Source organism: Echinicola vietnamensis DSM 17526 (assembly GCF_000325705.1).
GTDB classification, from domain to species: domain Bacteria; phylum Bacteroidota; class Bacteroidia; order Cytophagales; family Cyclobacteriaceae; genus Echinicola; species Echinicola vietnamensis.
This window is the reverse complement of the sequence record NC_019904.1, coordinates 412,760-428,449: the sequence shown is the minus strand read 5'-3', so window position 1 is coordinate 428,449 and position 15,690 is coordinate 412,760. Positions and strand designations below refer to the sequence as shown.

Annotated in this window: 16 protein-coding genes; 14 read left to right on the top strand and 2 right to left on the bottom strand. The window is 43.0% G+C overall.

What is annotated here, in order from left to right; genetic code table 11:
- Positions 1-57 precede the first annotated feature (57 nt).
- From ECHVI_RS01965 to ECHVI_RS01915, 11 genes are all read left to right on the top strand, one after another.
- Complete coding sequence (locus ECHVI_RS01965; RefSeq protein ID WP_015264255.1) at positions 58-2,613, top strand: hypothetical protein; 2,556 nt, start codon at positions 58-60, stop codon at positions 2,611-2,613.
- An 11-nt stretch (positions 2,614-2,624) separates the two neighbouring features.
- Complete coding sequence (locus tag ECHVI_RS01960; protein ID WP_015264254.1) at positions 2,625-3,335, top strand: SGNH/GDSL hydrolase family protein; 711 nt, start codon at positions 2,625-2,627, stop codon at positions 3,333-3,335.
- Positions 3,336-3,625: 290 nt separating this feature from the next.
- Positions 3,626-5,950, top strand: coding sequence for a glycoside hydrolase family 3 C-terminal domain-containing protein (locus ECHVI_RS01955; RefSeq protein ID WP_015264253.1), 2,325 nt, complete (start codon positions 3,626-3,628; stop codon positions 5,948-5,950).
- Between the two features lie 38 nt (positions 5,951-5,988).
- The gene (locus ECHVI_RS01950; RefSeq protein WP_157501160.1) at positions 5,989-7,338 is read left to right on the top strand and encodes a glycoside hydrolase family 140 protein; all 1,350 of its coding nucleotides are present in this window, start codon (positions 5,989-5,991) and stop codon (positions 7,336-7,338) included.
- Between the two features lie 189 nt (positions 7,339-7,527).
- Entirely contained in the window at positions 7,528-8,574 is a 1,047-nt protein-coding gene (locus ECHVI_RS01945; protein WP_015264251.1) for a GntR family transcriptional regulator, read from the top strand.
- Between the two features lie 360 nt (positions 8,575-8,934).
- A complete protein-coding gene (locus tag ECHVI_RS01940) occupies positions 8,935-9,405 on the top strand; it encodes a JAB domain-containing protein (protein WP_015264250.1) in 471 nt (156 codons plus the stop codon).
- Positions 9,406-9,612: 207 nt separating this feature from the next.
- Complete coding sequence (locus ECHVI_RS01935; RefSeq protein WP_015264249.1) at positions 9,613-9,894, top strand: helix-turn-helix transcriptional regulator; 282 nt, start codon at positions 9,613-9,615, stop codon at positions 9,892-9,894.
- Positions 9,895-10,039: 145 nt separating this feature from the next.
- Positions 10,040-10,366 (top strand): CHC2 zinc finger domain-containing protein, encoded by a 327-nt coding sequence (locus tag ECHVI_RS24005; RefSeq protein ID WP_041738255.1) that lies wholly within the window; start codon positions 10,040-10,042, stop codon positions 10,364-10,366.
- Positions 10,363-10,902: a toprim domain-containing protein gene (locus ECHVI_RS24000; protein ID WP_041738254.1), complete on the top strand. Its 540-nt coding sequence runs from the start codon at positions 10,363-10,365 to the stop codon at positions 10,900-10,902. The genes ECHVI_RS24005 and ECHVI_RS24000 overlap by 4 nt, the downstream gene beginning before the upstream one ends.
- A gap of 101 nt (positions 10,903-11,003) precedes the next feature.
- On the top strand, positions 11,004-11,348 hold the full coding sequence (mobC, locus tag ECHVI_RS01920) for a plasmid mobilization relaxosome protein MobC (RefSeq protein WP_015264247.1): 345 nt from the start codon (positions 11,004-11,006) through the stop codon (positions 11,346-11,348).
- Positions 11,338-12,513, top strand: coding sequence for a relaxase/mobilization nuclease domain-containing protein (locus ECHVI_RS01915; protein WP_015264246.1), 1,176 nt, complete (start codon positions 11,338-11,340; stop codon positions 12,511-12,513). Before mobC ends, ECHVI_RS01915 begins: the two co-directional genes overlap by 11 nt.
- A 185-nt stretch (positions 12,514-12,698) precedes the next feature.
- Here the strand turns inward: ECHVI_RS01915 and ECHVI_RS01910 are convergent, their stop codons facing one another.
- Together ECHVI_RS01910 and ECHVI_RS01905 are read right to left on the bottom strand one after the other, a co-directional pair.
- On the bottom strand, positions 12,699-13,163 hold the full coding sequence (locus tag ECHVI_RS01910) for a hypothetical protein (RefSeq protein ID WP_015264245.1): 465 nt from the start codon (positions 13,161-13,163) through the stop codon (positions 12,699-12,701).
- Between the two features lie 115 nt (positions 13,164-13,278).
- The gene (locus tag ECHVI_RS01905; RefSeq protein WP_015264244.1) at positions 13,279-13,701 is read right to left on the bottom strand and encodes a helix-turn-helix transcriptional regulator; all 423 of its coding nucleotides are present in this window, start codon (positions 13,699-13,701) and stop codon (positions 13,279-13,281) included.
- Positions 13,702-14,278: 577 nt separating this feature from the next.
- Here ECHVI_RS01905 and ECHVI_RS01900 point away from each other — a divergent pair.
- The 3 genes from ECHVI_RS01900 (at position 14,279) to ECHVI_RS01890 (ending at position 15,686) form a co-directional block, all read left to right on the top strand.
- Entirely contained in the window at positions 14,279-14,665 is a 387-nt protein-coding gene (locus tag ECHVI_RS01900; protein ID WP_015264243.1) for a helix-turn-helix domain-containing protein, read from the top strand.
- Positions 14,666-14,681: 16 nt separating this feature from the next.
- On the top strand, positions 14,682-15,008 hold the full coding sequence (locus ECHVI_RS01895; protein ID WP_015264242.1) for a hypothetical protein: 327 nt from the start codon (positions 14,682-14,684) through the stop codon (positions 15,006-15,008).
- 393 nt (positions 15,009-15,401) lie between these two features.
- Positions 15,402-15,686, top strand: coding sequence for a helix-turn-helix domain-containing protein (locus tag ECHVI_RS01890; RefSeq protein ID WP_015264241.1), 285 nt, complete (start codon positions 15,402-15,404; stop codon positions 15,684-15,686).
- Positions 15,687-15,690: the final 4 nt, after the last annotated feature.

Sequence of the window (15,690 nt, the reverse complement as noted above, 5' to 3'; positions counted from 1 at the left end):
CGGGATCAAATCCCGATGAGGAAGATTTTTAGAGAGCAGATAAATTTAAGATTACATATGTTTAAAAGTAAAATTTTAGTGTTGATTTCGCTGCTGCTGGTACTGGAGGGATGCAGCGGCATTTCTAATAAAACACCCGGGCAGGATCCTCGTCCGTTGGTGGAAACATCATTAAAAGGAAAACCGTTCCACAACATTACACTGGAAGCCTCTTTGAAGCCTTTCAAGCAAAACGATGAAGCCTACTTTAAAAAAGTAGCGTCGGAAATGTTTACCCAGTGGCATTCTTTGCTCAGGCACGCCGATACCGTTTCGGTGATGCTCTGGACGGCAGATGGCTCGGAAATACTCGATTATTCGGGAGATCTCAACCAGCCGCTGGAATGGTCCAAATATATCGGAAATCCAAACACAGAACATGAAGTGGGCTCCGGTCCTAAAGAGCTGTCGCTTCACGAGCGGGCCTATTTGTACATGGAAAATCCGCCGGATTTTACCTACAAAGATCTTAAACTTATTGTCAATACACTGAAAGAAACAGGAGAGGCGATTACCGGAAAGCCAGTGAGGATCGGGGCTACTTTCGATCCCGGGCCTGAATTTGCCAAATCGCCTTTCAAGTATGAAAAGCATCCGGAAATACTGGAAGGCAGTGCTATGGGGCACAAATCATTTGTGTTTAGCTATGCTACGCTGAATGCCGATGACGCTGCATACGCTGGGTTTCCGAACGGTATCCCCGGGGGTACGCCTTTTGGCACTTTCTTTGGCCGCCAGAGCCAGCATTTCCTGTCAGACCTGGATTTTGATTATATCTGGTTCAGCAATGGATTCGGGTTTGGCATGGAGCCCTGGGCGTCTACAGGAACTATTTTCACCGGTACTGGTTTCAATGCGGATAAGCTGGAAGATACCCGCAAAAAGATCATCGACTTCTGGAGCCTGTTTCGCAAGGAATGTTCTGGTTTCAGGATTGAAACCCGCGGCACAAACCTCTCCACAGGGGTCGACCTGGCCAAGGACGGCGTTGACCTAAAGGCCATTTATGAAGGTGATTTCAACATACTGCCGCCGCCCAATTCTCCCTGGGCGGCGCTCGACGGCGATTTCGGACTGGAGCTGGTCGGATACCTGTCGCGAATGGCAGAGCTGCCCGATGACCGTTATATTTTCCGGTACTATACACACGATCCCTGGTGGCTCAACAGCCCATGGCTTGATCGCTATGGCCGTGAGCCTCACGATATTTACCTGCCCATGTCGGTGGCCCGCATCAACGGGAAGGGAGAAGTGGCGCTACCCACACATTTGAACTTTTTAACGATAGATGATTCTTATGGGAATATGCCCACCCAGGTTCCGGACGAGGTAATACCGCATATCCTGAAAGCCAGGTACGATGCCCCCACGGCTCCGGGTCCCCTGGTCTGGGTATATCCCTTTGAAGAATACCATCAGTGGGCACGTATGCAGCCAGATCGCCTGTCAGAAATTTACTATGGCGATTGGTTTATCCGCCAGGCCATCAACAATGGGTTGCCACTGAATACAGTGATCTCCACCGGAAATTTTAAGTCTGCTTTACAAAATCAGCCGGATCTATTCGACGAATCGGTGCTGATGACCATTGTTCCCGATGCCGGATCGGAGTATGAAAAACAATTGATGGAATTTGTGAAAAGTGGTGGAAAAGTGATCATCTATGGGCCGTCGGATCGTGCAGGCGAGGAGTTTCTTTCGCTAGTTAATCTCAGGAATGATGACCCGCTGGAGGGAGAGTTTAGCATTACAGGGAATTATGAAAACGATATTTTGAAAAAGAAATATCCGAAAACGATCCGGCACGACGCCTTGTTTTCAGGCGGCGGTTTGAGAAGCCAGGTAAAAGACCGGAAGGATCCTTACACGCGTGTTTTGGTAAAAATGTCGCAGGGAAATCATTCGCGCGATGCGCTCTGGGTGAGGCAGCATCCCGGTTGGAAAGACGGGAAGGTCATTTATTTGCGCGGCACAAATTCCAGCCATTTTGAAGGGGAGCGGTTGCTGGAGCCCGACGATCCCGCAAAATATTTCACCGGGCCTTCTTATTTGCGCTATGCGCTCAAAGAGTGCGGGTTGGAATATGCCGTGGACAAACGCGATCCTGCGGTAAAAAGTCCGGTGCTGAGCATTTCGCGCAGCAACAATGGGTTTTTCTTTGCCGGATACGTGCCGAACACTACGGTGGATCACCGGTTTAAATTTGGTCAGGGAGCGCCAGTGTTGTTGGGCTACGACACGGAATTGCAAGACGGTTTTGCGACCTATTCTTTTCCTACGGCCTGGAATCGCGAGTGTCGCGTATTTGTGGAACAGCAAAATGGAATAGTATCCTGTAAAGAAATGCATTCGGGCGAACTGGGAATTACCCGGAGGTTGCAGGTTTCGGGACTTGAAAATGCGACTGTAAGGATATATCCCGACGAAGGAATTTCAGAAGATGAGATCAATTTCTACCTGAATAGCGGATATCCCTGGAAAACAGGAAAGATATCTTCTAAAAAAGGAGAAAAAGAGTTTGGTAACAGTTATGTAGTGGAAGGAGTGACCGGCGAGCTGGTGGTATCCTGGTAAATAATTTTAAAATGAGAGTTATAATTTTTGCATTTTCGATTTTCATGATGTCCACATGTTCCGTGGCGCAGAACCAGAAAGTGGCAGATACCGCCACCTATCTTTCAGACCTTAAAAAAGAGCTGACCACCCGCTGGCCCAATAACAGAACGATCAACCTGGTCTTTCACGGGCATTCTGTGCCGGCGGGTTATTGGCACAATTCTGAAGTGCACACCCTTGATTCTTACCCTAATATTGTACTTGCTAAAGTAAAACAAATGTATCCGCATGCCGTGGTGAATGTCATCGTGACGGCCATTGGCGGGGAGTATTCCGAAAAAGGGCAGCCGCGGGTCACCACTGATGTGCTGCCTCATAAACCCGATGTGCTGTTTATCGATTACGCGCTGAACGATCTGGGCATTGGTCTGGAAAGGGCCGGAGTGGCCTGGGAAAAGATGATCGGGGAAGCATTGGAAGCAAACTTAAAGGTGATCCTCGTTACGCCGTCTCCCGACCAGCGGCACGATATGCTGGCGCCGGGCAATCAGCTGGAGCAGCATGCGGAGCAGATCAGAAAACTGGCGGCCAAATATGGCGTCGGCCTGGCAGATCCGTTTGCGGAGTTTCAAAAGAAGGCTCGTGAAGAAGGAGATATTAAGGCCTATATGTCGCATGTAAATCATCCCAATCGCCGGGGGCACGAACTGATCGCCAGTGAAATTGTAAAATGGTTTTGAATGTGTCGGGAGCAGCAAAATTGGCTTCAAAATTTGCTGCTTCTGTCACCATCAACAAGAAATACCAACATGTAGTTTTCGAAGGATGGACTAACGCCATGTATTCCGGCCTTGAATCGAATACGTTCAAATGTTAGCATTTTAATTCACAGACTTGATCTTTCCAGAGGGATCCCTTCGGGGTTTGTTCCTTTTTTATCGAGAAAAAAGGAAAGCCTGTCGGGTTTGCGGACAAACGATAAATAGCAACTTACATCTTCTCTTAATCAGTAGATTCTAAATATTAAAAAATGAAATTTTCTAATCATATTAAATACTCAACCCTTTTACTTCTCTCTTCTTTCCTCACTATAAATCTATCCTGTACAACAGATAAACACCCCAGGCTGGGCGAAAGCCCGGTACAGGAAGTTATAGATGCTATGACCATAGAAGAAAAATCGCTGATGGTGACCGGCGCCAAAAGGAGGGAGGTAGTGCCAGTGCCCCTGCCGGGAAGAAAACAGAAAAATATAACAGCAGTGGGCGGTTACACCTATCCGTTTGTTCATTTGGGCATCCCTTCCATTATGCTGTCGGATGGCCCTGCAGGACTGCGCATAGCCCCACGCCGGCCGAACGATCCGGAAACCTACTATTGCACGGCATTTCCCGTGGGGACCTTGGTAGCGTCCAGCTGGGATCCGCAGTTGGTGGAAAAAGTGGGGAACGCTATGGGCCATGAAGCGCTGGAATACGGCGTGGATATTTTGCTGTCGCCAGCCATGAACATTCACCGCGACCCGCTGGGAGGGCGAAGTTTTGAATACTATTCCGAAGACCCGCTGATTTCCGGAAAAATGGGAGCCGCGTTGGTACGGGGTATACAATCGCAGGGAATTGGCACGGCCATCAAACATTTTGTAGCGAATAACCAGGAAACAAACAGGAGAACCATAGATGCGGTTGTAAGCGAAAGGGCGCTGCGGGAAATTTATCTGCGGGGTTTTGAAATAGCCGTGAAAGAAGGTGATCCCTGGACGGTAATGTCGTCCTATAATAAAGTCAACGGCACCTATACGCCGCAGAGCGAAGAATTGCTGGAAATCATTTTGCGAAAAGAATGGGGATTTGATGGATTTGTACTTACCGATTGGTACGGCGGTGATGATCCGGTGGAGCAAATGAAAGCCGGCAACGACCTGCTGATGCCGGGGTTGCAGGACTGGTCAGATGCCATCGCCGAAGCGCTGGAAAACGGCAGTCTTGAGAAGGAGTTGGTGGACCGGAATATCGCTCGGATTTTGGATGTAATCACCCGAACTTCTACTTATAAAGATTATCCTTACTCTAATAAACCAAATTTTAAAGAAAGTATAAAAATTGCCCGTGAAGCTGCAGGAGAATCCATGGTGTTGTTAAAAAATGATGCTGACATCCTGCCATTAAAGCCGGATATTAAAAAGGTGGCACCTTTCGGAAATTATTCCTACAAACTGACCGTAGGGGGCACGGGCAGCGGAATGGTCAACAACGAGTACAGCATATCCTTAGCTCAGGGACTGGAAAATGCGGGTTACGAAATTGATGCAGCGCTTCACGAAAAATACACCGATTACCTGAAAAAAGGAAAACCACAAAACCTTGAAGCGGATAGTTTGATCACCGCCATGCCAAAACCCGACAGCATTCTGGGCGAATTGCCGCTGGATGCGAGCCTGATCCGGCAGAATGCGGAGGAATCCGATATCGCCATGGTGAGCATAATGCGGGTATTTGGCGAAGGAGGAGACCGGAAGCTGGAAACTTTTTACCTGACGGAAGAGGAAAAGAACCTGCTGAAGAACGTATCTGAAGCATTTAGAGCAAAAGGAAAGAAAGTGGTGGTAGTGCTGAATATTGGCGGAGTAATTGAGACTGCAAGTTGGAGAGAACTGGCGGATGCGATATTGCTGGCCTGGCAACCGGGGCAGGAGGGTGGCAATGCTATGGCGGATATCCTCACCGGGAAAGTAAATCCTTCCGGAAAATTAGCGACAACTTTTCCCCTGGATTACCCTGACGTTCCCACTACGAAGAATTTTCCCGGCACACCTGCCGAAAATCCGGAGAAGGTGGTGCACGAGGAGGGGATTTACGTAGGCTATCGCTATTACGATTCGTTTGCGGTTAATCCCGCTTATGAATTTGGGTTTGGATTGTCTTACACCGATTTTTCTTACGACAACCTGAAACTGGGTTCAGAAACTTTTGAAAATGAAATTGAAGTAACGGCAGATATCAAAAACACAGGCAACAAGGCGGGACGGGAAGTGGTGCAGTTGTATCTGGCTGCCCCCGGCAAAGCTATGGACAAGCCAGTGAAAGAATTGAAGAATTTTGCAAAAACGAAATTATTGGCGCCCGGCGAATCGCAAACCATTACTTTCGTGCTGGATGCACGCTCGCTTGCTTCTTTCGTTTCGGAACGAAGTGCCTGGATAGCAGAAGCCGGAAAATATACCGTCCATGTGGGGGCTTCTTCCAGAGATATCAGGAAATCTGCCGGTTTCGATCTTGAAAAAGAACTGACGGTGGAAAAAGTGCACAAAGTGCTTGTTCCGCAGGAAAAAATATCGGAGTTCAAAAGGAAATAAAGAAAATTTGTAAGCAATCATTGATGATCAACAGGTTTATGAAAACGTTATTTTTCACCTTTTCGGCCCTTCTTCTTTCTCTTTGCAGTCTCGCCCAATCGGACCTGAGGGTGAGCGACAATGGCCGCTTTCTTGTCTACCAGGATGGGACACCTTTTTTCTATCTTGGCGACACGGCCTGGGAACTTTTCCACCGGCTGAACAGGGGAGAGGCTTACCTGTACCTGAAAGACCGAGCTGGCAAAGGATTTACGGTAATTCAGGCGGTAGTGCTTGCCGAGCATAACGGACTGGAAGAACCAAACGCCTACGGAGAGCTTCCTTTGACTGACAATGATCCCGCAAAGCCCAACGAAGCGTATTTCAAGCACGTGGATTTTGTCATTGAAAAGGCGGCTGAGCTGAATTTGCACATTGCGCTGTTGCCCACCTGGGGAGATAAAGTCTTCAAAAACAAGTGGGGTGTAGGTCCTGAAATTTTTAATCCGGAAAATGCTTATAAATATGGCAGGTTCATCGGCAACCGGTACAAGCACAATCGCAATATCATTTGGGTAATAGGCGGGGATAGAAATCCCAGAGAAGACAGCGACGATGTAGAGATCTGGCGGGCGATGGCCAGAGGGATTGTGGAAACTGTGGGCGGAAATGACAAGGCATTAATGACATTTCACCCGCAGACCGCGTCGTCGACCTGGTTTCATGAAGACGAATGGCTGGACTTTAATATGCTCCAGACCAGCCATTGTGCCGACACAAAAGTATGGGAAAAGATAAGCCACGACTACAACCTGAAGCCAGTAAAACCTACGATGGATGGAGAACCGATGTATGAAGAGATCCCTGTCTGCTTTGATCTGGAAAAAAATGGTTACTCCGATCCGAACGATGTAAGAAGAAAGGCTTATCTCAGCTTATTCGCAGGAGCACACGGTCATACTTATGGGTGCAACAACGTCTGGCAAATGTATGCCCCAGAGCGCAAACGCCACATTTCCGCTACCAGACCCTGGTATGAATCGCTGGATCTGCCTGGTGCCAGTTCTATGACTTTTGTAAGAAAGCTGATGGAGTCGCGCCCGATGCTGGACCGCATACCTGATCCATCTATGATCGTGAGCAGTTCTGATCATTACCGGGAGCGCGTTATGGCTACACGAGGAAACGACTACGCCTTTATCTATTCCTCTTCAGGACATCCCTTTGAAGTTGTCATGGGCAGAATATCGGGAAAAAGAGTAAAGGCCAGTTGGTACAACCCCAGAACCGGCGAAACAACCATCGCCGGAGTTTACAAAAACAAAGGCGTTAGAAAATTCACTCCACCTTCTCAGGGCAACGAGCACGATTGGGTGCTGATCATGGACGATGTAAAAAGGGCTTATTAAAAAAGTCAAATTCGACCCGTACTCACAGGATAAGAACTTAAGGTGGCTATTATTCGTTGGGGCAGAGTTTCTCTACTCGTGACCTTTCATTCGGTCCGTGGTAAGGTGCAGTGAAAACACGGGTCAAGGTTTGAAAATGATCAAATAATAAATTTTGTTTATATTAATTAATGGAAAATAGAGGACTTTATGAAGAACTTTGATATCAAAATCGATGAAGGTTCAAGAGTTCCTAAATATCAACAAGTAGCCAATAGAATTTATTCTCTTATTTACATTGAAGAAATATCCAATGGGGATAAACTTCCTTCAATAAACGAGTTGAGTGAGCGGTTATATCTATCAAGGGACACAATTGAGAAGGCCTATAATTGGCTCCGGAAGAAAGGCGTAGTGATGGCTGAACCTTCAAAAGGTTACTATGTGAATAAAAAGAAAGTCCTACATCAAGTGGGGAAAATACTCTATTTAGTCAATAAAGTAAGTCCTTATAAATTAGAGGTTTTTAAAACAATGCAGGAAGCTCTAAATAAAGATTATGATATTGAATTTCGTCTCTTTTTTAATGATGTCCATATATTTATGGACCAATTAGGAACTTCATTCGAAAACTATGATTATGTAGTGGTTATACCATTATTTCATGTTCCTAAGAAAGAACATTATGGGCTACCTAAACAAATCCTTGAACGTATAGAAAATATCCCAAGGGAAAAGTTGATTGTTTTAGAAAAGAAAATTCCTGATCTAAAAGAAAATTATAGTTGCATCTATCAGGATTTTGAAAAGGATATCAATTTGGCCCTTACTCAAGCGATTAATGAAATCAAGCGATATGGAAAGATCAATCTTATATACCCAAAAAGCTATTTTCATAGCTATCCCATAGAAGTGAAACAAGGCTTTATCACTTTTTGTAAAAAAAATGATTTGGCTTTCGAAGTGTTTGATGTCTCATCTCTGGATAGTTGTTTTAGTGCTGGCCAGGCTTATGTCGTGATTAGTGAAAATGATTTTTTAGAAGTTATGATTCGAGTAAAATCAAAAAAATATGCCTTGGGGCTAGACATAGGTGTAATCAGTTATAATGATACTCCAATTAAAAAATTGTTTAATGTTTCGGTATTGTCAACAGACTTTAAAAAAATGGGAGAGTTAGCAGCAAGATGTGTTTCTGAAAGAAAAATTATTCAATATAAAAATGACTTTTCTTTTATAAAGAGGAGCTCTATATGAAGATTGATTTAGTTTTCCCTTCATTATTTGGTCCAAAAGTTTAATTTATAAAGGCATTTTAGGAAGCCCTACTTTTTGTTGTGGGCATGGCTTCGTTTACAAATGCACTAATAGGTAAAAAAGTTTAGAATTCAATGTTAAGAGTAGATACTTATAGGACAATTTCAAAAGATTAGGGGCATAATTTATTCATTAATCAGATACAAAGTTAGCTTTCGGGCTGCTGTAGCGTGCCAAGAGCGTTCGGCATAAACACTGGGCTGCCCGCTAGGCCTTCATTTATTCCGTTGCCACTTGGCCTTGATTGCCCTCAAGCTGGGATGGTATCCAAATTAATTTCTAACCTTAAATTGAAATGTTATGGATACCCAAAGCAAAAACATCGTTTCCAACAAAGTAGCCGAAATCGTCCTTTGTTACCGGCCCAAAGTCAAGCTCTCCCAAGTCCCTAAAATCACCTCTTCCAAAGAAGCCTATGATGTCCTTTTGGAAAACTGGGATAAGTCAAAACTGCAGTTCGTAGAACAGTTTAAAGTGATGTTGCTTAATCGTTCCAACAGGGTTCTTGGAGTCGTTGATGTCTCGACGGGCGGAACCTCTGGAACTGTTGCTGATCCAAAAATCATTTTTGCAGCTGCGGTAAAATCGAATAGCTCAGGAATGATTTTGGTCCACAACCATCCTTCTGGAAATAGATTCCCAAGTAATGCCGATAACAATTTGACTGAACGAATGGTCAAACTGGGTAAATTGATGGAATTGCCGGTTCTGGATCATATAATTGTTACCAGTGAATCCTATTATTCCTATGCTGATGAAGGAGGGCTTTAATGGCCCTTTTTTTTCGTGTCATGAATTCTCTTTCCAAAATTTTAATACCATCTGTTCAAAAAACTTAAAGGGAACTTTCAAAAGAGGATCAAGCATGAGATAGGGATCTAGGTAGAAACCTAACTTTTTTGAAAACTTGGGTATACCCGGATTAACTACCCAAAAGATAGTTTTGGCAAGTTTGGAGTGTAATCAAACAGTTATGCCATGAACGATGTAATCTTAACACAAATTGAAAAGGAGGTATTGGTAGATGAAATCGCCGATGCGGTTGCCTCTCGGCTTTCGGACGTTTTACCTGCTCAAGAGCCGGATGATGAATTGATCCAAATCCCTGAAGTTATGAAGCTTTTGGGTAGGTCCCGAACGACGATCAATAATTGGCGAAAGGAAGGGTTTTTAAAGGAGCATGTCTTTAATACCAGGGTTTATTTCAAAAAGTCGGAGGTCATGAATGCGGGCAGGCAAAAGAACGGCTTTAAAAAATAGAAATTCAGGGTACTTCCTACTTCAAAGATTATAGCTATTAGATAGGATGGGCAACTAATAAGAAAATTAATAAAGCCTACCACACCCGCACTGGTAGTATCCGTAGTAATCATGTTTTACATTTTCACCATTTAACAACCTTACCATGAACATCAAACAAGCAAGTGAGCTTTCCATTATTGGTTTTCTGGAAAAGCTTGGCATCAAACCATCAAAGATTTCAGGGGACAGTTATTTCTATCATTCCCCATACAGGAAAGAAAACACACCTTCCTTTAAGGTCAGTGCCTCCAAGAATCTATGGATTGATTTTGGGGACAATAATTATGGCGGAAAGGTCCTTGATCTGGTCATGAAATTGAAACCGGGCATTTCGGTTTCCGATGCCCTTCATTACATCGAAGATATTACTGGTAACTCTTTTTCTTTTCACCCACAGGAACCCATGGAAAAGGAACAGGATCCAAAATGACCATCCGGTCGGTAAAAGCCATTGGAAGCAATCCGACCTTAACGGACTACCTTCTTCACCGGAAGGTAAGTGTCGAGACCGCATCCAGATTCTGTATGGAAGTGTATTATTCCATAGGGGACAAAAAGTATTTCGGGATCGGAAATAGGAACGAGAACGGCTGGGCCATTCGGAATGCCTATTGGAAAGGAAGCAGTGCCCAGGGTATTAGCTACTATCCAGGAGAAGGCAACAACCTTCATATGTTCGAAGGAATTTTTGACCTGCTCAGTTTCTACGAGCGCAACCAAAAAGAAGTGAAGCCAGATGACTTCTTAGTTCTCAATTCCCTGTCTAATATGGATGCGGCAAAGAAGATTTTGGCAGGATTTCCACGGGTCAACCTTTACCTTGACAACGATATACAAGGCAAGGCCTGGACAAAAAGATTGTTGAAAGACTTCAGCCAATGCACTGACCAATCGGGCAACTATTTGGGGCATAAGGATCTAAACGATTACCATCGAAAGTCAAAAAGCGTTGGCATGCGAAGGTAGGAACGTTTTACAAGTCGGAGCGAAGCAAGCCATGTTTTGGTCAGACCAAAACGGCTTGCTTCGCTCCGCTCAGGCTGAAATTCACTCCGTTCATTTCACTCATGGGAAGACCAAAGAAACCCGCAGACCAGAAGAGAAATATAAAGTTTACTTTCCGGATGACCGAAGAAGAGGTCCGGCTGCTGGGGAGTTTATGCGAGGTGGCAGCGATGCCGGCCGCTGACGTGGTCAGGGCTTGCGTGTTCAAAAACAGGTTGCCCAAGGCGAAGGTCCCCAAACTGGACAAACAGACTTATGTGGAGCTCAAAAGAATTGGTAATAATATCAACCAGATAGCCAAACAACTCAATTCAAAATTTGAGGTGCCAGCGGACAGGATGAAGGCAATTGACGCCATCTCTACAAAACTGGACCAGGTCATCAAACTGCTGCTTCATGATCGCTAAACAGTCCATCGGCAAAAACTTTATGGGAGCACTGGATTATAATCTCAAAAAGATGCTGACCAGTGATGAAAGCAAACGGGCGGAAGTACTGGAAACCAACTTCACCAGTTTGGACAGGGAAATGGTAAAGAAAGAAGTAGAGCTGATGAAGAGTATGAATCCCAGGCTAAAACGGAACACTTATCATGTCAGTCTAAGCTTTGGCAAGGAGGAAAAAATATCAAATGATAAAATGTTGGCCATAGGCAATGAATACCTGAAAGGCATGGGATTCGATGACAATGCCTATTTTATTTTCAGACATCATGATGCCGACCATCCCCATTGCCATTTGTTGGCACTGAGAAACCGATTTGATGGAACCGTGGTCTCAGATAGCAACAATTATAGAAGAAGTGAAAGCCTGGTGCGAAAACTGGAAAAGAAATATGGATTGCAGCAAGTAAAGAGCAGCAAGGAGGCCAAAGTCAAGGCGCCCAATAAGGATGAAATCGAAATGGTAATGAGAACCGGTAAACCCTCAAAGAAAATGGTGCTACAGCAAATAATATCAGAGGCCTTAAAGCGGACCAATACCATTGAGGATTTTATCCATCAAGTAGAGGCTTCAGGAGCCAACCTGTTGTTCAACCAGGCCAGTACCGGCAGGGTATCAGGAGTAGCCTATTGCTATGATGGTTTCAAGGCCAAAGGACAATCCTTGGGTAACCAATTCAAATGGAAGAACATCGCAAATACCTTACACTATGAGCAAACTAGAGATCGCCAAGCAATTGGCCAGGCAAACGCAAGAACAACATCAAAATACCCAAGAGGGCTATCAGGAAATGATGAAAAAACAACTCGAGTTCATGGGGTACATTCCCAAGATGCAGGACAGTCTCCTGCACATCAGCAGAAAGCAGGACAGACTGAACGATCAGATCGAGACCAATTATCAGTGCGGGATCAAAATGAATTCCAAACTCGAGGTGATAAAGATGGAGCTTCAATACCAGCACGAACAGCAACAAAAGATCGAAAAGAAATTTACCTTAGTCATCAAATTGTTGGTGGTACCATTGATATTCTTGATCTGCTGCTTAGGCCTGTTCCTGATACTGGGGAGGTAGGTCAAATTCCTAAGAAGAAAAAAAAGAGACGGAAAAAGGGTAGAAGTATTTAAATTAGTAATTTTAGGTAATGGTTTACATAATTAACGAGGGTAAATTAGATCATTTTTTTACCCTTGTTTTAATAACCAGTGTAAACTCAACCTTCGTTTAAGCTCCCTAATAAGACCATATAACTCCCGCATAAAACCTAACAATCCGCTTGATGTTGGCAAAAGTTCAGACCATGCATTGTAGCCTAGAATTTCTCCAAAACGGAAAAATCCTCCTTCCTCGTGTTTTTCTCAAACCACCTTTTATACCAGAATTCTAGATACATATGCTTATTTTTCCAGAATAGCTCTTGGTCTTCTTCATTCATTTTATCGGTGGTGTTAATGAGTGTTCTGACAGCTTTTAATTCCTTAAACATCTTTTTGATTTCTTTTTTAGAATAAGAGGGTTGACCAAACTGAGCCGTCAGAAAGTATTTCTGAGCAGATTTGGCTTGCTTGTTGGTAGCATCCTTATTTCCATAACATACCATCCACATAAAATCCATTAAGATGTCTTCTGGCTTTACTTTTAGAATGGCACATAGTAACCGGAAGTTACTGGGGATAAATAGGTCCAACTTTCTCCAGCGGGAAGAATACATGTTTCCTATCTCAGTGTATTTTTTGTATTTGTCAACTACAATCACTTTAGATTTTTTCTTTTTCATGGCAGTACATTTTATGTTACGCCATTTAAGGTCGGGTCTGATGATGGGATGAAGTATTCTTGAGGGGGATATTTTAGAATTGGAAAAGTAGAGATTACTTAGGGGCTAAATAAAATCATTTACCTCCAATCAAACGTTCTAACCTAGCCATCATTTCATCTTTTTCCTTCAACATCCTCTCGTATAGCGCAATTTTTTCTTCATGAAGTTGAAGCAATTTGTCAATTGGGTTAACATTAAATGTAGGGGTGTGCCCAGTATTTAAAAATGATCCTTCATTAAAAGTGTTCGAAATAATATTCACCGCTTGCTCCTCATCAAAATTTTGGATGGCCTCAACAGGAATATGAAGGATTTCTGCTACCTCCTTTAGAATATTTTCCTCTATGCTCTCTTTTTGCTCTAGTAGGCTGATTTTCTTTTGGGACCAGTCTTCTCCCAGTTCGTGGGCCAAGGCGTCTTGCTTGATGCCCAGCATTTCCCTAAAGCGTTTGATGTTGCGTCCCTGATGGATATTTCGTGCAGCTGAATTGGTCATAACTCTTGGCTATTAAAAAACTAAAAGACAAGTTAAGGAAATTGGTGGAATTTGGGAAATGGTTTTTATAAATGGTGGTTAGGTGAATCAAGGAATATTTTATTCCTGTAGGAATAGTTTAGAATTGGGAGGGTGGATAAATTGTATTATTGCAGTTCTTAATTTTGAGGATGATACCTTTAAAATAGGTTCGCCTTAGTTTAGAAAGAATAACTTGGGCCTATTATTAATTTGGTAAAACAAACAAATATGCTGGTCCGCCTTGCAGATATTGGGTGTTAAGAAATTAAAGAAGAGGGTAAGCAGAAAGGCAGGCATGCCTGTCTGCCGCCAAAGGTAGATTTGACGAATTGCCGATTAAAAAGTTGGCTGGCAGTTTTACAGGAGGAGTTTGCCTGCATGAGGGAAGGCTTTAATTTTAACCCAATAGATGTATAGCGGCGGGGTTTTTTGGTTACTTTTTTTACCTGAAGAAAAAAAGTAACAAAGAATGCATTGATTATAACAGAGTAATTATGCTATCACAAATAAAGTCAACTAGGATAAAGCGTCATTTAGAACTACTTAATATTTAGATATGAGTGATCCAAGCCAGTTTAAAGAAGCGCTCCTTGATAATCAATCAATAGGACATAATATGATGACCTTTAGAAAACTGAGGAGTCTTAAGGCCATGGAGCTGGCTTTTCATTTAGGAATCAGCGAGGCCGCCTATACCAAATATGAACGTGGAGAAACCAAAATCACGGTGGACCTGATTAAAAAATATGCCGATTATGTGCAGGTTGATCCCATTCATATTTTGACCATAAGGCCAGGGCAACTGATTGAGTATTTTGATGAACTCGAAAAAAGGAAAGTTCTCATGGATGGTAGCCAGTTTGATACCTTAATCGAGATACTCCGAGAACTCAAAGACAGCAATGATACTTTAAAAAGCCTGATAAAGGAGGCTATTGTTTAAACTTAATAAGAACATTATGATCAATATTCAAAATGACGAGCTTATCAGAGAATTGATCCGTCAAGATCTCAAGCATAACCAGCTGGTTAAGGGCTTGGATAATTTGGACTTGGATGCCGGCCATCGACATCATCTGGGTATTATGGATTTGGTCAAGCGGCTGATGGAAGTACCAGAGCATTTGGAGAATGATTTTTTAGATACTTATATGGGCTATATGGATAGATGCCTGGATTATCCTATTTCCAGTTTAGGTGAAGAGTTGAGGGTGTTGGCGGAGGAGGGTTATGAGGGGTTGAACAAGCTGTTTTATTTGAAAAGTCAAAGTGAAAATGACCAGTAAATATAATTCAAATAACTTTTTACCTACCAAATTTTGTGAGAAGTTGAGGTGGATTTAAAAGGCTTCATCTTCGCTGATAGAAATTCCTTTGTAGTACAAAAACTATTTACTGTTTTATTAAGATCCCAGATAAATGATGGGTTTTGTTATTTCTCTTTAAGTTTGATTGAAAGCGGAAGAACCATCAATTAAAAATTCATATAACAAATACAGTTTTCGTTTATTCTGTTGAATCAGTCAATTATTTATTAAGCGTTAAAAAAGCTTGAAATATGAAAAAGGCCAATGTGACACGTTTAATTTTCATGGTATTTTTTATATTTGACTAATTCTGACAAGTCTCAGAAATAATAATAGATTTGTAAAGGATTTTAGAACCTAAATCTGTATCCTATGACCTATTTGGGAAGAAGAATTCGTGAGCTAAGAGAAGCTAAAGGTTTTCTACTTAGACAAGTAGCGGCCTATATTGAAGCGGATACAGCTTTGGTCAGTAAACTGGAGCGAGGGGAGAGAAAGGCTCAAAAGAATCAGCTAAAAAAAATCGCAGCTTTTTTGGAGGTAGATGAAAAAGAACTGGAACTGCTTTGGTTGGCTGATAAGATTATAGATGATATTGACCAAGAGCCACAAGGTTTGAATGCCTTAAATTTTGTACAAGGGGAATTGGCCAAGTAATTAT

Excerpts from the sequence above, each read along its gene's own strand:
- ECHVI_RS01965 (WP_015264255.1), top strand. The coding sequence starts at position 58 with ATGTTTAAAAGTAAAATTTTAGTGTTGATTTCGCTGCTGCTGGTACTG.
- ECHVI_RS01960 (WP_015264254.1), top strand. The coding sequence starts at position 2,625 with ATGAGAGTTATAATTTTTGCATTTTCGATTTTCATGATGTCCACATGT.
- ECHVI_RS01955 (WP_015264253.1), top strand. The coding sequence starts at position 3,626 with ATGAAATTTTCTAATCATATTAAATACTCAACCCTTTTACTTCTCTCT.
- ECHVI_RS01950 (WP_157501160.1), top strand. The coding sequence starts at position 5,989 with ATGAAAACGTTATTTTTCACCTTTTCGGCCCTTCTTCTTTCTCTTTGC.
- ECHVI_RS01945 (WP_015264251.1), top strand. The coding sequence starts at position 7,528 with ATGAAGAACTTTGATATCAAAATCGATGAAGGTTCAAGAGTTCCTAAA.
- ECHVI_RS01940 (WP_015264250.1), top strand. The coding sequence starts at position 8,935 with ATGGATACCCAAAGCAAAAACATCGTTTCCAACAAAGTAGCCGAAATC.
- ECHVI_RS01935 (WP_015264249.1), top strand. The coding sequence starts at position 9,613 with ATGAACGATGTAATCTTAACACAAATTGAAAAGGAGGTATTGGTAGAT.
- ECHVI_RS24005 (WP_041738255.1), top strand. The coding sequence starts at position 10,040 with ATGAACATCAAACAAGCAAGTGAGCTTTCCATTATTGGTTTTCTGGAA.
- ECHVI_RS24000 (WP_041738254.1), top strand. The coding sequence starts at position 10,363 with ATGACCATCCGGTCGGTAAAAGCCATTGGAAGCAATCCGACCTTAACG.
- mobC (WP_015264247.1), top strand. The coding sequence starts at position 11,004 with ATGGGAAGACCAAAGAAACCCGCAGACCAGAAGAGAAATATAAAGTTT.
- ECHVI_RS01915 (WP_015264246.1), top strand. The coding sequence starts at position 11,338 with ATGATCGCTAAACAGTCCATCGGCAAAAACTTTATGGGAGCACTGGAT.
- ECHVI_RS01910 (WP_015264245.1), bottom strand. The coding sequence starts at position 13,163 with ATGAAAAAGAAAAAATCTAAAGTGATTGTAGTTGACAAATACAAAAAA.
- ECHVI_RS01905 (WP_015264244.1), bottom strand. The coding sequence starts at position 13,701 with ATGACCAATTCAGCTGCACGAAATATCCATCAGGGACGCAACATCAAA.
- ECHVI_RS01900 (WP_015264243.1), top strand. The coding sequence starts at position 14,279 with ATGAGTGATCCAAGCCAGTTTAAAGAAGCGCTCCTTGATAATCAATCA.
- ECHVI_RS01895 (WP_015264242.1), top strand. The coding sequence starts at position 14,682 with ATGATCAATATTCAAAATGACGAGCTTATCAGAGAATTGATCCGTCAA.
- ECHVI_RS01890 (WP_015264241.1), top strand. The coding sequence starts at position 15,402 with ATGACCTATTTGGGAAGAAGAATTCGTGAGCTAAGAGAAGCTAAAGGT.